Genomic DNA, 16,279 nt, shown 5'->3' on the forward strand with positions numbered 1-16,279 from the left:
CTGATAACTGATAACTGATTATGACTTCAGATGAATCCCAAACACCAAAGCCAGATAATCAACCTTGGGAAGATTCAGAGGAACAAGACAAACCTCTAAACTTCTCAATGGATGCGCCAAATGGGAAATTAGAAGAAATAAATTTACTAGATGAATCTCAATCTGAATCTAATACAGATAAAGATACAGATACGGACTTAGATTTAGAAAACTTTAACTTTTTTGCCTCGCCATCCGAAGAAGCAGAAGATGAGTTTTTGCAAGAGTTAGTAACGCCAAATTCTGCAAGAGAAACTCCAGCGGAAACGCCGCTCATTCCACTGGCAAAACCATCCAACTTGTCTCAATTGCAACAGCAGGAACAAGCCTTAAGACAAGAAATTGCACGCCTCCAAGCAACGCACAAACAGCTATCTGCTCAATTAGCGCAAACTCAATCTGCTATGAGTAAAGTGGTGCAAGAAGGTCTTGCTCAAATGGAGCAACGCAAGCAAGCATTACAAATTTCAATCGAACAGTTAGAACGGCGGCAAGAACGCATTCGGACGGAAATGCGGACGAGTTTTGCTGGAGTTTCCCAAGATTTAGCAATTCGAGTGCAGGGTTTTAAAGACTATCTCACAGGCAGCTTGCAAGATTTGGCAACAGCAGTAGAGCAATTAGAGCTAGCACCAAAAACTAGACCAGAGCCGCAACCAGCAACTAGACAACCCAAACCTCAAGAGCCGGAGCAACCCGCCACGCCTCAATTTACCGAACAGAGATTTCAAGCTACCACAAAACAAATTCGCCGCCTGCTCGACCAATACCGCAACCAACCAGATTATTACGGTCCCCCTTGGCAACTGCGCCGCACGTTTGAACCAGTGCAGGCGGAACGAGTATCCAATTGGTTTTTCAAGCAAGGAGGACGAGGTGCTTTACGAACTACAGGTAGTCGCCTACAAAATATTCTAATTAGCTCGGCGATTATTTCAATTCTATACACCTTGTACGATACTCGGCTCCGCATCTTGGTGTTAGCTAATACCCCCGAACGGTTGGGAGATTGGCGGCGTGGTTTGCAAGATTGTCTTGGCATTTCTCGCACAGATTTTGGACCCGATCGCGGTGTAACCTTGTTTGAAGATGCAGAAGCAGCTGCCATCAGAGCCGAAAGAGCGATTGAAGCCAATCAAATGCCACTGATTATCATTGATGACTCCGAGGAAAAAATTAGCCTCTCTCTGCTACAATTCCCTCTATTACTAGCTTTTGCCCCCGATCCCCAAACTCTTAGAGAAAGAGATTTTGATTATTAATGGGTAATGGGTAGTTGGTAATGGGTAATTGGTAGTTGCTCCCTTGTCCCCCTTGTCTTTCTTGTCCCCCTTGTCCCAATTTTGAATGCGTGAATTTTGATTTTAGAATTTAAACTGTCTCCCTTGCTTTCAAAAAACTAGCCCTTACGTATGACTATCTGGCTCACTCTGTGCGTAGTAACTTTACTGGTGGCGTATCTAATTGGCTCTACGCCAACTGGTTACACGCTAGCAAAACTTTTGAAAGGAATTGATATTCGCGAACACGGTTCTGGTTCAACTGGAGCAACTAATGTTTTGAGAACTTTAGGCAAGGGACCAGGCGCATTTGTATTAGTTATTGATGCTCTCAAAGGGGTTTTAGCGATCGCCCTCGTGCCTTGGCTGTTTAGCTTTGCTACCCCTCAAAACCTTCTGCCTCCTACTGTTGACCCTACGCTATGGCTGTCTTGGATGGTAACTTTATCAGGGTTAGCAGCCATTTTGGGACACAGCAAATCAATTTGGTTGGGGTTTAGTGGGGGAAAATCTGTCGCTACGAGTTTGGGCGTATTGTTGGCGATGAATTGGCAAGTTGCTTTAGCAACTGTCGGGGTATTTGGTGTTGCGATCGCCATCTCGCGGATTGTTTCACTCAGTTCGATCGCGGGTGCGATCGCAGTTTCACTGTTAATGCTGCTGTTTCATCAACCTTTTCCTTACATACTATTTGGGATAGTAGGTGGTATCTACGTTATTGTGCGCCACAAGAGCAACATTCAACGCTTACTAGCTGGTACGGAACCTCAACTAGGACAAAAATCATCTACCGCAAATCAGTGAACAGTTATCAGTTATCAGCGAACAGGGTGTGAGGTGTGAATTTTGAATTTTGAATTTTGAATTGCTTCCTTGTCCCCCTTGTCTCCCTTGTCTCCCTTCATGCCCCAAGTTTCAATTGCCGAACTGGTTGCTGGTGTCCGCGCTGGTTGCGTGGTTAGCTTTCCTACCGATACCGTTCCTGCATTGGCAGCTTTACCAGAACGAGCCGATCTCATCTTTGCAACCAAACAGCGCAGTCAGGATAAGCCGTTAATTTTGATGGGTGCAAAGGCAGAAGATTTGTGGGATTACGTAATTGGGACGGAAGCAGAATGGCGAGTTTGGCGACAGGTAGCGGCACAATATTGGGCTGGGGCTTTAACTTTGGTACTGCCAGCAAACGATCGCGTCCCTCAAGCCATGAACCCTACCGATCCTACAACTATAGGCGTGCGCGTTCCTCAAAGCGCGATCGCGCGAGAAATATTAGCTCAAACTGGACCTTTAGCTACTACCAGCGCTAATTTATCGGGGCAACCACCATTAGAAACCCTGACAGAAATTGCAGCTCAGTTTCCCGATGTTTTAACCCTACAAATATCAGATGTTTCTGGAATCGGCGTTCCTTCTACTGTAGCTAAGTGGATGGGTAGTGGTTGGGTAATTTTGCGCCAAGGAGCGGTAGTGTTAGAGATATAATTATCAGTTTTAACTACGGAACTATCTTGGTCGAGAGAGCCTCAATACTACCAAACTCAGGGGAAGATTTCAATTTTTTGTGGTGTGAGTCTTTGGGAAGTTATGAGCTGGAATGAATGGGTGTATTTATTATTTGGGCTGTTTTTAGGACTGAGCTTAGGTCTAGGTGGACGCTGGTGGCTAGACAAATCTAAGCGCTCGCTTACTGCTAATAATGCCAACGATCCCACACTTGAGCAGAAGCCTCTCACGGCAGATAGGAATGAGATCCTGGCTCTACAAAGTCAGCTACAGCAAAGCCAGATTGCCTATCAGCTAGCACGGGAAATGTGCCAGTTTAAAGCCGGATTTCTGACAAGAACCGCCCATGAATTGCGATCGCCGCTCAACAGTTTAATCGGTCTGCACCAATTGATTTTATCCGATCTATGCGATGACCCTGCGGAAGAGAGGACATTTATTGCCCAAGCTCATCAGTCAGCGTTGAAGCTGATGAATTTAATGGATCGGGTGATTGATGTTTCTCGACTAGAACATGGCAGGTCTCCGCTAGAAATCCAGCCAGTTAATTTAGCCGGGCTATTGACAGACGTTTATAATTCTACTTATCTCATTGCTGCTAATCGCAATCTGCGGTTACAACTCTCCCTACCTGAAACCGAGACTTATGTCTTAGCCGACCCGCGCTGGTTGCGGCAGGTTGCGATCGATCTACTTGACATTTGTTTGACTCAAATGCAAGAAGGAAACATTCTTGTTTCTACTAATTCCGATCTTGCTACTAATGAGATGGCAATTTGTATAGATGCCGAGCTACCACATCGGATTTTGTCAGATTCAATTGATGTATCTCAGAGCGATCGTATATCACCATTAGAGATCAAAGATTTTACTTTTTCACCAGGAATGATTCTGCTATTGACTCAGACTCTTCTCGATCTGATGCACTGTCGGTTAGAAATTCTATCAATGCCAAACTCAATATCAATAGACGAAGAGAATGAATCTTACACGCGACTGCAATTAATGATTCCTTTGGTAACTCTCGAACCTGAAACCGTTTCGGAAGCAACAGAAAACTAGAAAGAATTTCGTCTCTCATCCCTCATGCTTCTACTGACAAATCCATTTCCACAAAGGATGGCTTTTACCCTGCTGGCGAATTTGCTGTACTTGTTTCGCTAAGCGACGCAACTCCTTTGGTGGTAGTCCAAATAGTAAAATGCGACCCTGCCAAAGGAGATTAGAAATTGTCATGACCGCACAACAAGCCAAACCAAAAGTGGGTAGAGGATTATAATAAAGCCCGTATCGCACGGCTACCCAAGTGAAATATTGCAACAATAAATTAATTTCATAACGCAGTCCCCAAAGACTTAAAACACCAACACTCAGCCACAAACACCCTACGACTAACCATCTGCTATATGCGATCAGCAGATACAGCTTTTGTACTTGTCGCTCAAAAGTTGGGTCAAGTTCTATCGGTACAAAGGGTGGGTCTTCTGGCTGCATCTGATGGGGGAGTCGAGAGGAAGAAGTCAAAAGTCAAAAGTCAGAAGTCAAAATTGAGTGGCGCATGGTGCGTAATTTTCAATTGAATTGTCTCCCTGATAACTGTTCACTGGTCGCTGGTTGTTGACAACTGGTTGTTATTCTGAGATTGACCAGTCCGTTCTCGCCACAAGGAAAGTAGGGTACTGGCGATAAAAATACTAGAGTACGCCCCAGCAGCGAAACCAATCATGAGTGCTAAGGCAAAGTTTTTCAGCGTTTCGCCACCAAAGATGAATAAGGTCAGCAAAGTCAGCAATACGGTTAAGGTGGTGTTGATCGATCGCCCCAAGGTTTGATTGACCGCATTGTCTACCACTTGGTCTATGGGTAGATCGGGATTAACCTTCAGGGTTTCGCGGATGCGATCGTAAATTACCACCGTGTCATTGACAGAAAAACCCGTGATTGTTAGCAACGCAACGATAAATAAACTATCAACTTCAGTGCCTTGGACTAAGCCAAGAATCCCGAAAATCCCCGTGGTAATCAAAACATCGTGGAACAGAGCCACGATCGCAAATATGGCGTAGTCTAACTGGAAGCGTAGGCTTAAATAAATGACGATCCCAGCAAAGGAGACGAGTAGAGCAATTAAACCCGAAGATAACAACTGTTGTCCGATGGTTGGACCTACTGTATCAATTTGGGTTGCTTTGGGATCGAACGCGCCAATTTCTTTAGTAAGTGTTTGTTGTAACTGCGTCCTCTCGTCAACATTGAGAGTTTTTGTCCGAATTGAAATCCCTTGTTGTTGTCCGCGTTCGTCACTTACCAGTTGAATGCTACTATTGCCCAATCCGCGCTCGGACATGACTTGACGGACGGCATTGATGTCAATTGGTTTGGCGCAGTTTTCTGGTTTAGAGCAGTCGCGCTGGAGTTGCAATCGCGTTCCGCCGATAAAGTCGAGACTCGGACGCAGTGGCGCACCATATTTTTGCCAAGAAATCCCCATCGCCACTAAACCAGCCAGAATCACGATCAGGGAAACTCCCCACCAAAGCGATCGCTGTTTGTTAATATTGAGTCTCATGTCGCCCCCTGTGCCTTATTCGATGCTGGCAAGCTCGGACAGTATAACTCTGGTTTGCGCAAACTGGGAATTGCGATCGCCAACATTAAGAAGGTACGACTACAGGTAATCGCGGTAAACATACTCATGGCAACCCCCAAGGCAAGCGTCAGAGCAAAACCTTTCACTAACCCAGAACCGAGCCAAAACAGCGCCGCACAAGCAATCCAAGTCGTGACGTTACTATCTAAAATGCTAGAAAAAGCGCGGTAAAAGCCAGATTCTACGGAACGATAGAGCGATTTACCCGCCCGCAATTCTTCCCGCGTCCGCTCGAAAATCAGCACGTTGGCATCCACTGCCATGCCAATACTGAGGATAAATCCAGCGATACCTGGCAGCGTCAAGGTGACACCCAACAAAGCGAAAGTTGCCCATGTCAGCAAAGCATAAATCACCAAGGCTAGATCGGCTATGAGTCCAGGCAAGCGGTAGTAAACCACCATAAAGATCAAGACTAAGGACAATCCCCCAACCCCAGCATAAATACTGCGTTGAATGCTATCGCGTCCCAAGGTTGCGCCCACAGTTCGATTTTCAACGATTTCTACGGGTACGGGCAAAGCACCACCTCGCAATTGCAGTGCTAATTCATTCGCAGACTCGAAATCAAAATTACCTGTAATTTCTGCCCGTCCGCCTGCAATACCTGTTTTTTCAAATTCTTGACCAACTACGGGCGTACTGATTGGTTTATCGTCGAGAAAAATTCCCAAACGTCTTCCCGTGCCTGCCAATTCTTTTGTCAGTTGAGCGAATAATTCGCCGCCTTTGGCATCAAATTCTAAAGCTACACTCCAGTTGCTGCCTTGTGTAGGTGTCGCCTGAGCATACTTGAGATTTTTCCCCGTCAACCCGGTGCGCGCGAATAGCTTTGCTTCTAGCTCGGTAATTTCTTTGATTTTGGCTTCTATTTGGGCATTATTTGCCGCGATCGCCTTTTCGTCTCGTTCCTTCGCACTTTGTAACTTTTGTTGTTCTTCCAGCAATCCTTGAATTTGTTGCTGCCTGTTATTGACAAAAGCTCGACTTTCTGCATTCTCGCGACGAAAATCCAGTTGAGCTGTACCACCTAGTACCCTTTCTGCCTGTTCTGGATCGTTGACTCCTGGAAGTTGGACGAGAATTTGGTCTTGTCCTACTGTTTGAATCACGGGTTCCGATACCCCTAGTCCGTTGACGCGGTTTTCCACCACAGTTTGTACTGCTTCTAACTCGCGTTCGGTGATGCGTTTGATTTCCTCGTTAGGCTTGACCTGAATTGTCAATTGCGAACCCCCCTGGAGGTCTAACCCGAGTGGCACGGGAAATTTCACAATTACGACAATTGCGGCGATGATGAGAACGACAATTAAAGCTAATAGCGATCGCTGTTTTTGCATACTACGTGTTGCGGCAACAAGTGCTATACTAACCTCTTTTTGAGAGGCTGGGGACGCTTGAGCTAGCTCAAGCGTCCCTAAACTTACACCTGAACGGCGACCATCTTTTTCACGGCTTCGACAATTTGCTCTGGTTGTACGATGGTAAGTCTTTCTAGACTGCCGTTGTAGGGTGTAGGAATGTCTTGAGAAGATAGACGCAAGACAGGCGCATCTAATTCATCGAAGAGGCGATCGTTAATTAATGCCGTCAATTCTGCGGCTATACCCCCAGTTTTCATGCACTCTTCCACGATGATGACGCGATGCGTTTTGCGGACGGAAGTAGCAATGGTTTCTATATCTAGGGGTTTTAGAGAAATGAGATCGATAACTTCTGGATCGAATCCCTCTTTCTCTAGTGGCTTGACTGCTTGCATGACGTGGTGGCGCATTCGCGAGTAGGTCAAAATTGTCACGTCTTCGCCACGGCGCACGATTTCTGCTTTGTCTAACGGGACTAAGTATTCGTGTTCTGGTAGGTTTTCCTTGAGGTTGTAAAGTAGTACATGTTCAAAGAATAGAACGGGATTGTCGTTGCGAATTGCTGATTTAAGCAACCCCTTAGCGTTATAGGGAGTAGAACAAGCAACTATCTTCAATCCAGGCACTGCTTGGAAGTATGCTTCTAACCGCTGCGAGTGTTCTGCACCCAACTGTCTGCCAACTCCTCCAGGTCCGCGAATTACCATCGGAATTTTAAAGTTGCCACCAGAGGTATAGCGCAGCATTCCTGCGTTATTGGAAATTTGGTTAAAAGCCAGCAGCAAAAACCCCATATTCATCCCTTCGACGATCGGTCGCAAGCCAGTCATCGCTGCTCCTACTGCCATACCCGTGAAGCTATTTTCGGCAATGGGGGTGTCTAATACCCGTAACTCGCCATATTTCTTATACAAATCTTTTGTAACTTTATACGAGCCGCCGTAGTGACCGACATCCTCACCCAAAACGAATACAGTAGAATCCCGCGCCATTTCCTCGTCGATGGCTTCTTTCAGGGCATTAAAGAATAACGTTTCTGCCATTAACCTTACAACTTTAGTTGACTAATCTAGCATCTTAGCGCTAAACAAGGGGCGAGGAGTGAGGAGTGAGGGAAAGAGAGTGGAGCGTGGTGTGGGAAGTATGGGAGAACGCTCGAAGAATTTGCTCCCCGCTCTCTCTTGTCTCCTTTGTCTTCCTTGTCCCCCTTGTCCTCTCCCTTGCTCCTCGCGCCTCATTCCTCATCCCTAAATTCAGAGAGCTTTGCAATTCTTATTTTTCTGTCGAGTTTTCCCCAGGTATTCCCCACTGTTTCCACAGGTAGTCTGGGTTTTTCCACAGCAGGCTTGAGTTTTTCCACAAGAGATGACTTCAGAAATCTGGGTTTACTGCTCTAGTTGTGAATTTCTCACACCGCTTTCTCTCTGCTGAGAATCTGAGAGGATTTGTAAAGATGTGTGACAAAAATGTGGTTAAAACCCTAATTGTATCGTACTGATTTTTTTGTGTTGAGAACCGTTGTAATATTTCGCAGCATTGACGGGACAGGGAAACTTGTCGCACAATGATGCGACTTCCCTTTATAAAACCTGCCGAGAAAACGTTCGGGCGATCGCGCTCCATCGAAGTGATGATTATGCTTTAGCAACGAGGATTTTTCAGTGCCACAGGTGCAATTATGGTTGCTGCACGAACTGCCGAAGGCATTGCATCTTTAACTTGATTTTTAACTTGCGTTTTTTATGTCGTGGAAGTCAGCTTATCCCATTCATGTAACTGTTTGAAGAGAGGTTCTCCATGTCCGCCACCGTTAGCATTTTGACTGAAATTCCCGAGTCATTACACGAATCAATGCAAAATTACTTAGAAACCCATCCTGATTGGGATCAAGACCGAGTGTTTGCCGCAGCATTATCCCTGTTTTTGCTACAAAATAGTAATGGCGATCGCCGTGCCGCTAGAGTCTATCTAGAAACCCTATTTCATCACTCTTAATTTGAGAATGAGTGTGAGTGACTGGTGGCTAATGACTCGTGACTAGATATGAGAACTCTAGCCACCAGCCACTGGTTCCACTGATAACTGACAAAACTATAGGGTCTTCAACCGCATGAAGACCCTATAGTTTTTCCCTCAGCAGCAAGAGTGTAGCCTTCTAGCTCTGATTTTGTAATTGAGAGTGGTGTGCTATTGACTTTTCCCAGCCTTACTAGGAGCTTCAAATTTATATCCGACACCACGTACTGTCTGAATCAGGATCGGCTGAGCCGCATCAATTTCAATTTTTTTGCGAATCTGACCGATATGCACGTCTACCACCCGCTGATCTCCTACATATTCATAGTCCCAAACTTCTTGAATTAGCTCGGCACGCCGCCAAACTCGACCTGGATGGCTGGCAAGAAAGCGTAACAAATCAAATTCCAATGCAGTTAAGGGAATCAATTCATTGTTAATTGTCACTTCTCGCCGTTCTGGATCGATTGTCAGTTTATCAAACACCAGACGTTGTTTTTCCGCAGTCGTAACTACTCGTTGGCGTTTCAAAATTGCTCCAACTCGGACTTCTAACTCTCCCAAACTAAATGGTTTGGTTAAATAGTCATCCGCACCTTGAGAAAAGCCTCTGATTTTGTCTGCCTCATCAGCTCGACTTGTCAGCATGAGTACAAAAACTTTAGTGCGGTTTTGCATCTCTTGGCAGAGATTGTAACCAAGCGTATCTGGTAGATTTACATCTAGGATGACTAGATCGGGGTTAAATTGCTCGAATAGAGCCAAGGCAGTCTTACCGTCTTCGGCAGCCTCTACCTGATAGTTATGCTTGGTTAAAAAGCGTTGAATTAAATTACGAATTGATGGATCGTCATCAACAACTAGAATTTTGGCAACAGCCATAGGCATTACTTTGAGCAGAGAAGGAATAAAAAGCCTATTCAGCAACCTGGGTGGTAGCGCTAGAACAAGCAGATCGAAACTACCACAATTATCAATCGATAATTCAGGAATGCCAACTCTGAGATCGACCCTGGTGTTCTAATATACTAGTAGAATTTCCCCAGGGATTTTATCGCCAGTACGGGCGCGCAAATCAATTAACCCACAATAACTCGAGCAGTTCTCAATCGAACAGACTCGGGCTAGCAAAACGGCAAAAATTGCCAACTACGCTATTGAATGCTTTTGCACCTGTCTCACTAACGGCAGATTTTGCGACTAAAATTTTCTTTTCGACTGCCGATCGCTCAATTCTGCTTGAACTCAGTCGTGCTATTTACAACAGCATGGCTCGGTGTTACAACTTATGTTACGTTTTCGTACAATTACTGAGGTAAAGCAGAAAAGCTTAGCAGTTCTGGTCAAAAACAGTAAAGTAAGTGTCCGATCTCAGTAAATCTGAGGTAAGAGCCAGGGTCAGCGATCGCATTGCCTAGAAGACATGACAGTAAAAAACGAATAAGTGATATTCTGGTTAAGTACGACGATAACCGATAACCGCAATAGTCTATTAGAATAGATCCACATAGGCTAGGCTGACAGCATACGCCTTGTTGTACATTTTTCTATATTCGCCCCCGACTCCGCTAAGGCGATAAATTCACATGATCGAGCAAAGTCCCTACGACAAACTTGGGGTATCAGAAGACGCGACATTCGACGAGATCCAAGAAGCTCGCACTCGCCTCGTACAGCAGTGCAGCAACGATCGGCAGCTGTTGGAGACAGTGGAAGCAGCTTATGATGCCATCTTAATGGAGCGTTTGCGACTGCGCCAAGAAGGAAAGATTAAAGTTCCAGAAGGTATCCGCTTCGCTGAGACGGCTATCCAATCTCCCCCTAAAGAAGTCTCATCGCCTGCGCCTCAAGCCCCAGCGTGGCTGCAAGGTATACAAGACAAGCCTAGCTTGAGTGAGATTCTCATGCCTGGAGTGCTGTACTTAGGGTTGAGCTGTATTGGAGTGTTTTATAGCGCTGTCGGCGCTCAAATCTTGCAATTTTTATTAATCGTTGGTGTTTGTTCGAGCCTCTATTTTCTCTATCGGAAAGAACAAAAATTTGGTCGAGCAGTACTGCTAACAGCTATGGGTTTGGTTGTTGGCTTAATCGGTGGTGGGCTGATCGGTAGTTTGTTGCAAACCCAGATTGCCAGCATTGTAACAGTAGAACAATTTTCTACTGTCCTAACTTTTGTGTTGTTGTGGGTGATTTCTAGCTTTCTACGCTGAGAAAAGATCGAGGTACTAGCTAGCTTGGGCAAATGCAGCGTTGAGAACGAACTCGACTGCTGCATTTAGGTCTTTCACAATTAAATCAGGTTGGTACTGTTGTAGCCGCACGCGATCGCGAATTCCGCATTCTACGGCGATCGCTTTGATCCCGTGCTTTTTTGCCGCAATAATATCCGCTTCCGTATCACCAACCATCCAAACATCGCTAGCAGGGGGCAATTCTACTAAAGCCCTTGCCATCAACAAAGGTTTATCGTCAATGTCGCGAGTTTTCAGATAATCATTGCTTAAACAATAGCAGCGATTTTCAGGAAAAAATCTACCTAGATCGTGCTGTCCGAAAGCATAGTCCAGCTCGCGCACGCGACGCATTGTCATCACTGCTAAATCGATACCAGCTTGCTGGATTTGCTCTAAAGCTTCTACTGCGCCCGGAGCTAGTTTGTCATACTGAAAGTAAGGATGAGCGTGTACCGTTTGTCGCCGCAAATTAGCAAATGTTTTAGCTTGAGTTTCGTCTAGTCCAGATAGGATAGCAATCTGTTTTTCAGGAACCTTAGAGCGCTTCAACTGCCAAAATTCTGCCTTACTTAGGCGCGTTACAGCTTGTTCTGGATGGCGAGTTTTCTCTAAACACAACTGATATACGCGGTAGTAGCGCTCCGAAACATCAATAATGGGTCCGTCAAAATCAGTAATTAATCTAAGCATTTATAGCGTAAGATACTAACTTTCACTAACACCTTAGCTCAGATGCCATATTGCGAAATTTTGAATGTTTGATAGATGAGTTTAGAAATACTAATGAGTAAGTCGTAAGTAAGACTTAACTGATAACTGGTCACTGGTCACTGGTCACTGTATTCTCAAGGCTACCTCGTTTCATCTGTTCTCGTTCGATCGCTTCAAACAAAGCGCGAAAATTACCTTCGCCAAAACCCATAGCTTGGGAGCGGCGTTCGATAATTTCAAAAAAGAAAGTTGGTTGGGAAAAAATGGGTTGAGTAAAAGTTTGTAGTAGCAAAGCCTCGGGGTGGGAATCTTGCCAGTCAACTAAAATCTGCTGTTGGGCGATCGCTTGTAATTCGGCTGCTGAGATTGGCATTCTCAAGCGTTTCTGTAGCTGTGTATAGTAAGTAGGAGGAACTGAAAGAAAAGATACGCCGTTATTGCGAAATTGCGCGATCGCTTCGATGATGTTGCTAGTTTTGAGGGCGATGTGTTGAATTCCCGCACCTTGATTGCAATCTAAAAATTCCTGAATTTGCGAATTAGGCGATGCAGGTTGATTGATTGGAAACTGAACGCAGCTATTACTAGAAACCATCACCTGACTATGCAAAGCAGAGCGATCGGTTTGAATAGTAAAAGCCTGCTGAGAGCGAAAACCTAAAATCTCTTTATACCATGCCACAGCCGTCTCCAAATCCCCCGCAGCAACGTTTAATACGATGTGATCGATGCCCATGATTGAGGGTAGTGCGTGTTGCGTGGCGTTGGTAATGGGTAATGGGTAATGGGTAGTTGGTAGTTGGTGGTTGGTTATTTTTTCTCCCTCAGTTTCCTCAGCTCTTTTCTGTTTCTGCGTCTTCTCCTGTCTCCTTTCAATTAGAGTATGAGTCAGGGAACCCCAGGCGGAGATTTTGCTCCACTTGCAGCCTTGCTGTAATTGTGGAGGTTGTAAAACTTTTGCGCCGTAAGCGATCGCCCTTTGGACGATCGATTCGAGATCTTCTACAACAAAGGCGACATCCGCCACACCAGGAGGATGATGGTGCAAAAACTGCCAGACTGGACTGAAATGCGATCGCGGTGAGGATAGAGCGAAGCAGACACAACCACTCTTCACCACTTCTGTATCAGTGTAGCGATCGCTGCTATAACTAGCTACAGTTTGAAAGCCCAATTTGCTGACAAACCAGTCCCGCCAAGCTTTTGCATCTTCTACGTAGAAGTGAATCCGATCGATTTTCATATTTTTTGAAAATTCAGCATCACAGCCTATCTCTTTGTAAATTTTGCCTGTTTTGCTGAATTTACTATTCGCCCTTAAGCAAGATGTCAGTTATTAGTTATCAGTCATCAGGGTGTGGGTAATTGGTGATTGGTAATTGGTAATGGGTAATTGGTAGTTGGTAGTTGCACCTGAAGCCCCTCTGCCCCTCTGCTCTATTCACTCCCTTATCCCCCTTGTCTCCCTTGTCCTCCTTGTCTCTAAAAAAATAGGTGGCTATCTGGCTGAATATTAATTTCCATCGGGACTGCTTGCGGTTCTGCTTGGAGGGCATAAAAGATTGCATTGGCAGCAGTTTCGGTACTGAGCATTTTTTTGCGATCGACTTTTAGCTGTATGTTGTCCCAGAAGGGAGAGTCTACGCCACCAAAATAAAATAGCGTGAACTTCACACCAAAACGCTTCAACTCTTCCGCCATGCATTTACTGAAACCAACTACACCAAACTTGGAAGCGCTGTATGCTGCTGCCATTGCCATTGAATGCTTGCCCAAAATTCCAACTACGTTACAAATATGCCCGGATTTCTGCCGTTGCATGAATTCAGCTGCAGCTTGGCAGGTGTAGAAACTACCCTTCAAGTTTAGGTCTAACATCGCCTCTAGATCGGCTGGTTCTAGAGCATTGTAAGGCTTTAATATTCCTGCACCAGCTGCATTTACTAAAGCATCAATTTTTCCAAACTGAGCTGTAGTTTGCTCCATCAGGGCATTTACCGAGGTGCGATCGGTGATATCTGTGGGAACAGTCAATAGTGACTTAACTGACAACTGTGTTGCCAAGTCTTGCAGCGCGCTGCTATTTCTAGCTGCCAATACCAGACGCGCCCCACTTGAAGCCAGTTTTCGAGTTAAAGCCGAACCAATACCTCCAGTTGCACCGACAACTACAACTACCTTGTCTTGCATCTTTCTTTACATTTGTTTACATCTCTCTACATGGTAGATGAACTGATTGGTTATTGGTCACCGATCGCTGGTAACAGGTCACTGGTCACCGATCGCTGGTAACAGGTCACTGAATTAGCGCGATCGCTTAAAATTACGTTAAATTTGATTAAGATAGTAATCAAACTGCTATCAGTATCTTCATACACTAGAAGATTTACTGATTGAAAGAAAAGTTAACAATATCTGTTTAAGGACTATCGTTTACGGGATAAAAGCGCCCGCCTGTAGTCAAACTGATTTGTTGTATCTACACCTAGAGGCAACTAACTGATGAAATTTTCTTGGAGAGTCCTAGTACTGTGGACACTGCCTGCACTCGTGATCGGCTTTTTCTTCTGGCAGGGGGCATTTGCTGGCGCTCCTGCTGATATGAGTAAGAACGCCGCCAGTACTCGGATGACTTACGGTCGTTTTCTAGAATATCTAGATGCTGGTCGCGTCACTAGTGTAGACCTGTATGAAGGCGGACGGACGGCAATTGTAGAGGCAGTCGATCCAGAACTGGACAATCGCGTTCAAAGGCTGCGGGTAGACCTTCCATACAGTGCTCCCGAAGTGATTGCTAAACTCAGAGCGGGAAATGTAAGCTTTGATTCTCACCCGATGCGAAATGATGGGGCAATTTGGGGTTTACTGGGTAATCTCATTTTCCCCGTGCTGTTGATTGGCGGTTTATTCTTCTTATTCCGTCGCTCTAGCAATATTCCGGGTGGACCAGGGCAAGCACTTAACTTTGGTAAATCCCGTGCTAGATTCCAGATGGAAGCCAAGACGGGCATAAAATTTGATGACGTAGCGGGAATTGACGAAGCCAAAGAGGAATTACAAGAAGTCGTGACTTTCCTCAAACAGCCAGAACGCTTCACTGCTGTTGGCGCACGCATTCCCAAAGGCGTACTGTTAGTAGGACCCCCAGGAACGGGGAAAACTTTGCTAGCAAAAGCGATCGCTGGGGAAGCAGGAGTCCCATTTTTCAGCATCTCCGGTAGCGAATTCGTCGAAATGTTCGTTGGTGTCGGTGCATCGCGAGTACGGGATTTATTCAAGAAAGCCAAAGACAACGCCCCGTGTTTGATCTTCATTGATGAAATTGACGCAGTAGGTAGACAAAGAGGCGCGGGAATTGGTGGCGGAAACGATGAGAGAGAGCAAACTCTCAACCAATTGCTCACAGAAATGGACGGTTTTGAAGGTAATACGGGAATTATCATCATTGCTGCTACCAACCGTCCTGACGTACTCGATGCGGCATTATTACGTCCCGGTCGATTCGATCGCCAAGTTACAGTAGATGCACCAGACATCAAAGGGCGTTTGGAAATTCTCAAAGTCCACGCCAGAAACAAGAAGCTTGCTGACACAGTATCGTTAGAAGCAATTTCTCGCCGCACTCCTGGGTTTACAGGGGCAGATTTAGCCAACTTGCTGAATGAAGCTGCTATTTTGACGGCAAGACGACGTAAAGACGCGATTACCCTGCTAGAAATTGACGACGCTGTAGATCGTGTGGTAGCAGGGATGGAAGGCACACCGTTGGTAGATAGCAAGAGTAAGCGGTTGATTGCCTATCATGAAATCGGACATGCTTTAATCGGTACGCTAATTAAAGACCACGATCCGGTACAGAAAGTCACGCTAGTACCACGCGGACAAGCTCAAGGTTTGACTTGGTTTACTCCTAGCGAAGAACAAGGATTGATCTCGCGATCGCAGCTCAAAGCTAGAATTAGTGGTGCTTTAGGTGGTAGAGCTGCTGAAGATATCATCTTTGGTACGGCAGAAGTGACTACTGGTGCAGGTAATGACTTGCAACAAGTAACGGGAATGGCGCGACAGATGGTGACAAGATTTGGGATGTCAGATTTGGGTCCCCTGTCGTTAGATAGCCAAAGTTCAGAGGTATTTTTGGGACGTGACTTGATGACTCGTTCCGATTACTCAGACGCGATCGCTTCTCGCATCGATACTCAGGTTCGGGCTATTGTCGATCAATGCTATGAGTTGGCAAAGAAACTCGTCCGTGACAATCGCACTGTAATGGATCGTTTAGTCGATTTGTTGATCGAAAAAGAAACCATCGACGGCGAAGAGTTTCGTCAGATTGTTGCTGAATACACCGACGTACCAGAAAAGCAGCAGTACGTGCCAACGCTGTAAGTTTGTCACATTAATTCTGTTGGTTTTTGCCACAAGTTAGATCCCCCCAACCCCCCTTCAAAAGGGGGGCTTTTGTTGAGATCCACCCAACCC

The 16,279-nt window shown here is 45.5% G+C and carries 16 protein-coding genes; 7 read left to right on the forward strand and 9 right to left on the reverse strand.

Annotated features, from left to right (window positions below):
• Nucleotides 1-20 precede the first annotated feature (20 nt).
• The 4 genes from C7Y66_RS25680 to C7Y66_RS25695 all read left to right on the forward strand — a co-directional run bounded on the left by C7Y66_RS25680 (nt 21) and on the right by C7Y66_RS25695 (nt 3,884).
• Nucleotides 21-1,301, forward strand: coding sequence for a DUF3086 domain-containing protein (locus C7Y66_RS25680; RefSeq protein ID WP_106547762.1), 1,281 nt, complete (start codon nt 21-23; stop codon nt 1,299-1,301).
• A 150-nt stretch (nt 1,302-1,451) separates the two neighbouring features.
• Complete coding sequence (gene plsY, locus C7Y66_RS25685) at nt 1,452-2,123, forward strand: glycerol-3-phosphate 1-O-acyltransferase PlsY (protein ID WP_106547763.1); 672 nt, start codon at nt 1,452-1,454, stop codon at nt 2,121-2,123.
• A 99-nt stretch (nt 2,124-2,222) separates the two neighbouring features.
• The gene (locus C7Y66_RS25690; protein ID WP_106547764.1) at nt 2,223-2,801 is read left to right on the forward strand and encodes an L-threonylcarbamoyladenylate synthase; all 579 of its coding nucleotides are present in this window, start codon (nt 2,223-2,225) and stop codon (nt 2,799-2,801) included.
• 102 nt (nt 2,802-2,903) lie between these two features.
• A complete protein-coding gene (locus C7Y66_RS25695; RefSeq protein ID WP_106547765.1) occupies nt 2,904-3,884 on the forward strand; it encodes a sensor histidine kinase KdpD in 981 nt (326 codons plus the stop codon).
• 30 nt (nt 3,885-3,914) lie between these two features.
• On the opposite strand, the gene C7Y66_RS25700 is transcribed toward C7Y66_RS25695, so the two are convergent.
• From C7Y66_RS25700 to C7Y66_RS31385, 5 genes are all read right to left on the reverse strand, one after another.
• Entirely contained in the window at nt 3,915-4,316 is a 402-nt protein-coding gene (locus C7Y66_RS25700) for a hypothetical protein (protein ID WP_106547766.1), read from the reverse strand.
• A 106-nt stretch (nt 4,317-4,422) separates the two neighbouring features.
• Nucleotides 4,423-5,391, reverse strand: a complete 969-nt coding sequence (secF, locus tag C7Y66_RS25705) for a protein translocase subunit SecF (protein ID WP_106547767.1) — start codon at nt 5,389-5,391, stop codon at nt 4,423-4,425.
• Nucleotides 5,388-6,812 (reverse strand): protein translocase subunit SecD, encoded by a 1,425-nt coding sequence (gene secD, locus C7Y66_RS25710; protein WP_106547768.1) that lies wholly within the window; start codon nt 6,810-6,812, stop codon nt 5,388-5,390. Before secD ends, secF begins: the two co-directional genes overlap by 4 nt.
• Before the next feature lie 83 nt (nt 6,813-6,895).
• Nucleotides 6,896-7,879, reverse strand: coding sequence for an alpha-ketoacid dehydrogenase subunit beta (locus C7Y66_RS25715; protein WP_015153537.1), 984 nt, complete (start codon nt 7,877-7,879; stop codon nt 6,896-6,898).
• 21 nt (nt 7,880-7,900) lie between these two features.
• On the reverse strand, nt 7,901-8,074 hold the full coding sequence (locus tag C7Y66_RS31385) for a hypothetical protein (RefSeq protein ID WP_158266002.1): 174 nt from the start codon (nt 8,072-8,074) through the stop codon (nt 7,901-7,903).
• Nucleotides 8,075-8,633: 559 nt separating this feature from the next.
• Here C7Y66_RS31385 and C7Y66_RS25720 point away from each other — a divergent pair.
• Complete coding sequence (locus C7Y66_RS25720; protein ID WP_015153536.1) at nt 8,634-8,831, forward strand: DUF2811 domain-containing protein; 198 nt, start codon at nt 8,634-8,636, stop codon at nt 8,829-8,831.
• A 192-nt stretch (nt 8,832-9,023) separates the two neighbouring features.
• Here the strand turns inward: C7Y66_RS25720 and C7Y66_RS25725 are convergent, their stop codons facing one another.
• A complete protein-coding gene (locus tag C7Y66_RS25725; protein WP_041462394.1) occupies nt 9,024-9,734 on the reverse strand; it encodes a response regulator transcription factor in 711 nt (236 codons plus the stop codon).
• 704 nt (nt 9,735-10,438) lie between these two features.
• On the opposite strand from C7Y66_RS25725, the gene C7Y66_RS25730 reads away from it, so the two are divergent.
• Nucleotides 10,439-11,062: a CPP1-like family protein gene (locus C7Y66_RS25730; protein WP_015153534.1), complete on the forward strand. Its 624-nt coding sequence runs from the start codon at nt 10,439-10,441 to the stop codon at nt 11,060-11,062.
• A gap of 15 nt (nt 11,063-11,077) precedes the next feature.
• Here the strand turns inward: C7Y66_RS25730 and C7Y66_RS25735 are convergent, their stop codons facing one another.
• From C7Y66_RS25735 to C7Y66_RS25745, 3 genes are all read right to left on the reverse strand, one after another.
• A complete protein-coding gene (locus C7Y66_RS25735; protein WP_106547769.1) occupies nt 11,078-11,776 on the reverse strand; it encodes an HAD family hydrolase in 699 nt (232 codons plus the stop codon).
• Nucleotides 11,777-11,906: 130 nt separating this feature from the next.
• Nucleotides 11,907-13,040 (reverse strand): 4-hydroxyphenylpyruvate dioxygenase, encoded by a 1,134-nt coding sequence (gene hppD / locus C7Y66_RS25740; protein WP_106547770.1) that lies wholly within the window; start codon nt 13,038-13,040, stop codon nt 11,907-11,909.
• Nucleotides 13,041-13,279: 239 nt separating this feature from the next.
• Complete coding sequence (locus tag C7Y66_RS25745) at nt 13,280-13,987, reverse strand: SDR family oxidoreductase (RefSeq protein WP_106547771.1); 708 nt, start codon at nt 13,985-13,987, stop codon at nt 13,280-13,282.
• Between the two features lie 312 nt (nt 13,988-14,299).
• Between C7Y66_RS25745 and ftsH2 the strand changes: the two genes are divergently transcribed.
• On the forward strand, nt 14,300-16,186 hold the full coding sequence (gene ftsH2, locus C7Y66_RS25750; RefSeq protein ID WP_106547772.1) for an ATP-dependent zinc metalloprotease FtsH2: 1,887 nt from the start codon (nt 14,300-14,302) through the stop codon (nt 16,184-16,186).
• The last annotated feature ends 93 nt before the right edge of the window (nt 16,187-16,279 follow it).

Origin of the sequence: Chroococcidiopsis sp. CCALA 051 (assembly GCF_003015105.1) — a bacterium.
GTDB lineage: Bacteria > Cyanobacteriota > Cyanobacteriia > Cyanobacteriales > Chroococcidiopsidaceae > Chroococcidiopsis > Chroococcidiopsis thermalis.

What these genes read in the sequence shown, in the direction of transcription:
- C7Y66_RS25680 (WP_106547762.1), top strand. Translation starts at nt 21, where the DNA reads ATGACTTCAGATGAATCCCAAACACCAAAGCCAGATAATCAACCTTGG.
- plsY (WP_106547763.1), top strand. Translation starts at nt 1,452, where the DNA reads ATGACTATCTGGCTCACTCTGTGCGTAGTAACTTTACTGGTGGCGTAT.
- C7Y66_RS25690 (WP_106547764.1), top strand. Translation starts at nt 2,223, where the DNA reads ATGCCCCAAGTTTCAATTGCCGAACTGGTTGCTGGTGTCCGCGCTGGT.
- C7Y66_RS25695 (WP_106547765.1), top strand. Translation starts at nt 2,904, where the DNA reads ATGAGCTGGAATGAATGGGTGTATTTATTATTTGGGCTGTTTTTAGGA.
- C7Y66_RS25700 (WP_106547766.1), bottom strand. Translation starts at nt 4,316, where the DNA reads ATGCAGCCAGAAGACCCACCCTTTGTACCGATAGAACTTGACCCAACT.
- secF (WP_106547767.1), bottom strand. Translation starts at nt 5,391, where the DNA reads ATGAGACTCAATATTAACAAACAGCGATCGCTTTGGTGGGGAGTTTCC.
- secD (WP_106547768.1), bottom strand. Translation starts at nt 6,812, where the DNA reads ATGCAAAAACAGCGATCGCTATTAGCTTTAATTGTCGTTCTCATCATC.
- C7Y66_RS25715 (WP_015153537.1), bottom strand. Translation starts at nt 7,879, where the DNA reads ATGGCAGAAACGTTATTCTTTAATGCCCTGAAAGAAGCCATCGACGAG.
- C7Y66_RS31385 (WP_158266002.1), bottom strand. Translation starts at nt 8,074, where the DNA reads ATGAGGCGCGAGGAGCAAGGGAGAGGACAAGGGGGACAAGGAAGACAA.
- C7Y66_RS25720 (WP_015153536.1), top strand. Translation starts at nt 8,634, where the DNA reads ATGTCCGCCACCGTTAGCATTTTGACTGAAATTCCCGAGTCATTACAC.
- C7Y66_RS25725 (WP_041462394.1), bottom strand. Translation starts at nt 9,734, where the DNA reads ATGGCTGTTGCCAAAATTCTAGTTGTTGATGACGATCCATCAATTCGT.
- C7Y66_RS25730 (WP_015153534.1), top strand. Translation starts at nt 10,439, where the DNA reads ATGATCGAGCAAAGTCCCTACGACAAACTTGGGGTATCAGAAGACGCG.
- C7Y66_RS25735 (WP_106547769.1), bottom strand. Translation starts at nt 11,776, where the DNA reads ATGCTTAGATTAATTACTGATTTTGACGGACCCATTATTGATGTTTCG.
- hppD (WP_106547770.1), bottom strand. Translation starts at nt 13,040, where the DNA reads ATGAAAATCGATCGGATTCACTTCTACGTAGAAGATGCAAAAGCTTGG.
- C7Y66_RS25745 (WP_106547771.1), bottom strand. Translation starts at nt 13,987, where the DNA reads ATGCAAGACAAGGTAGTTGTAGTTGTCGGTGCAACTGGAGGTATTGGT.
- ftsH2 (WP_106547772.1), top strand. Translation starts at nt 14,300, where the DNA reads ATGAAATTTTCTTGGAGAGTCCTAGTACTGTGGACACTGCCTGCACTC.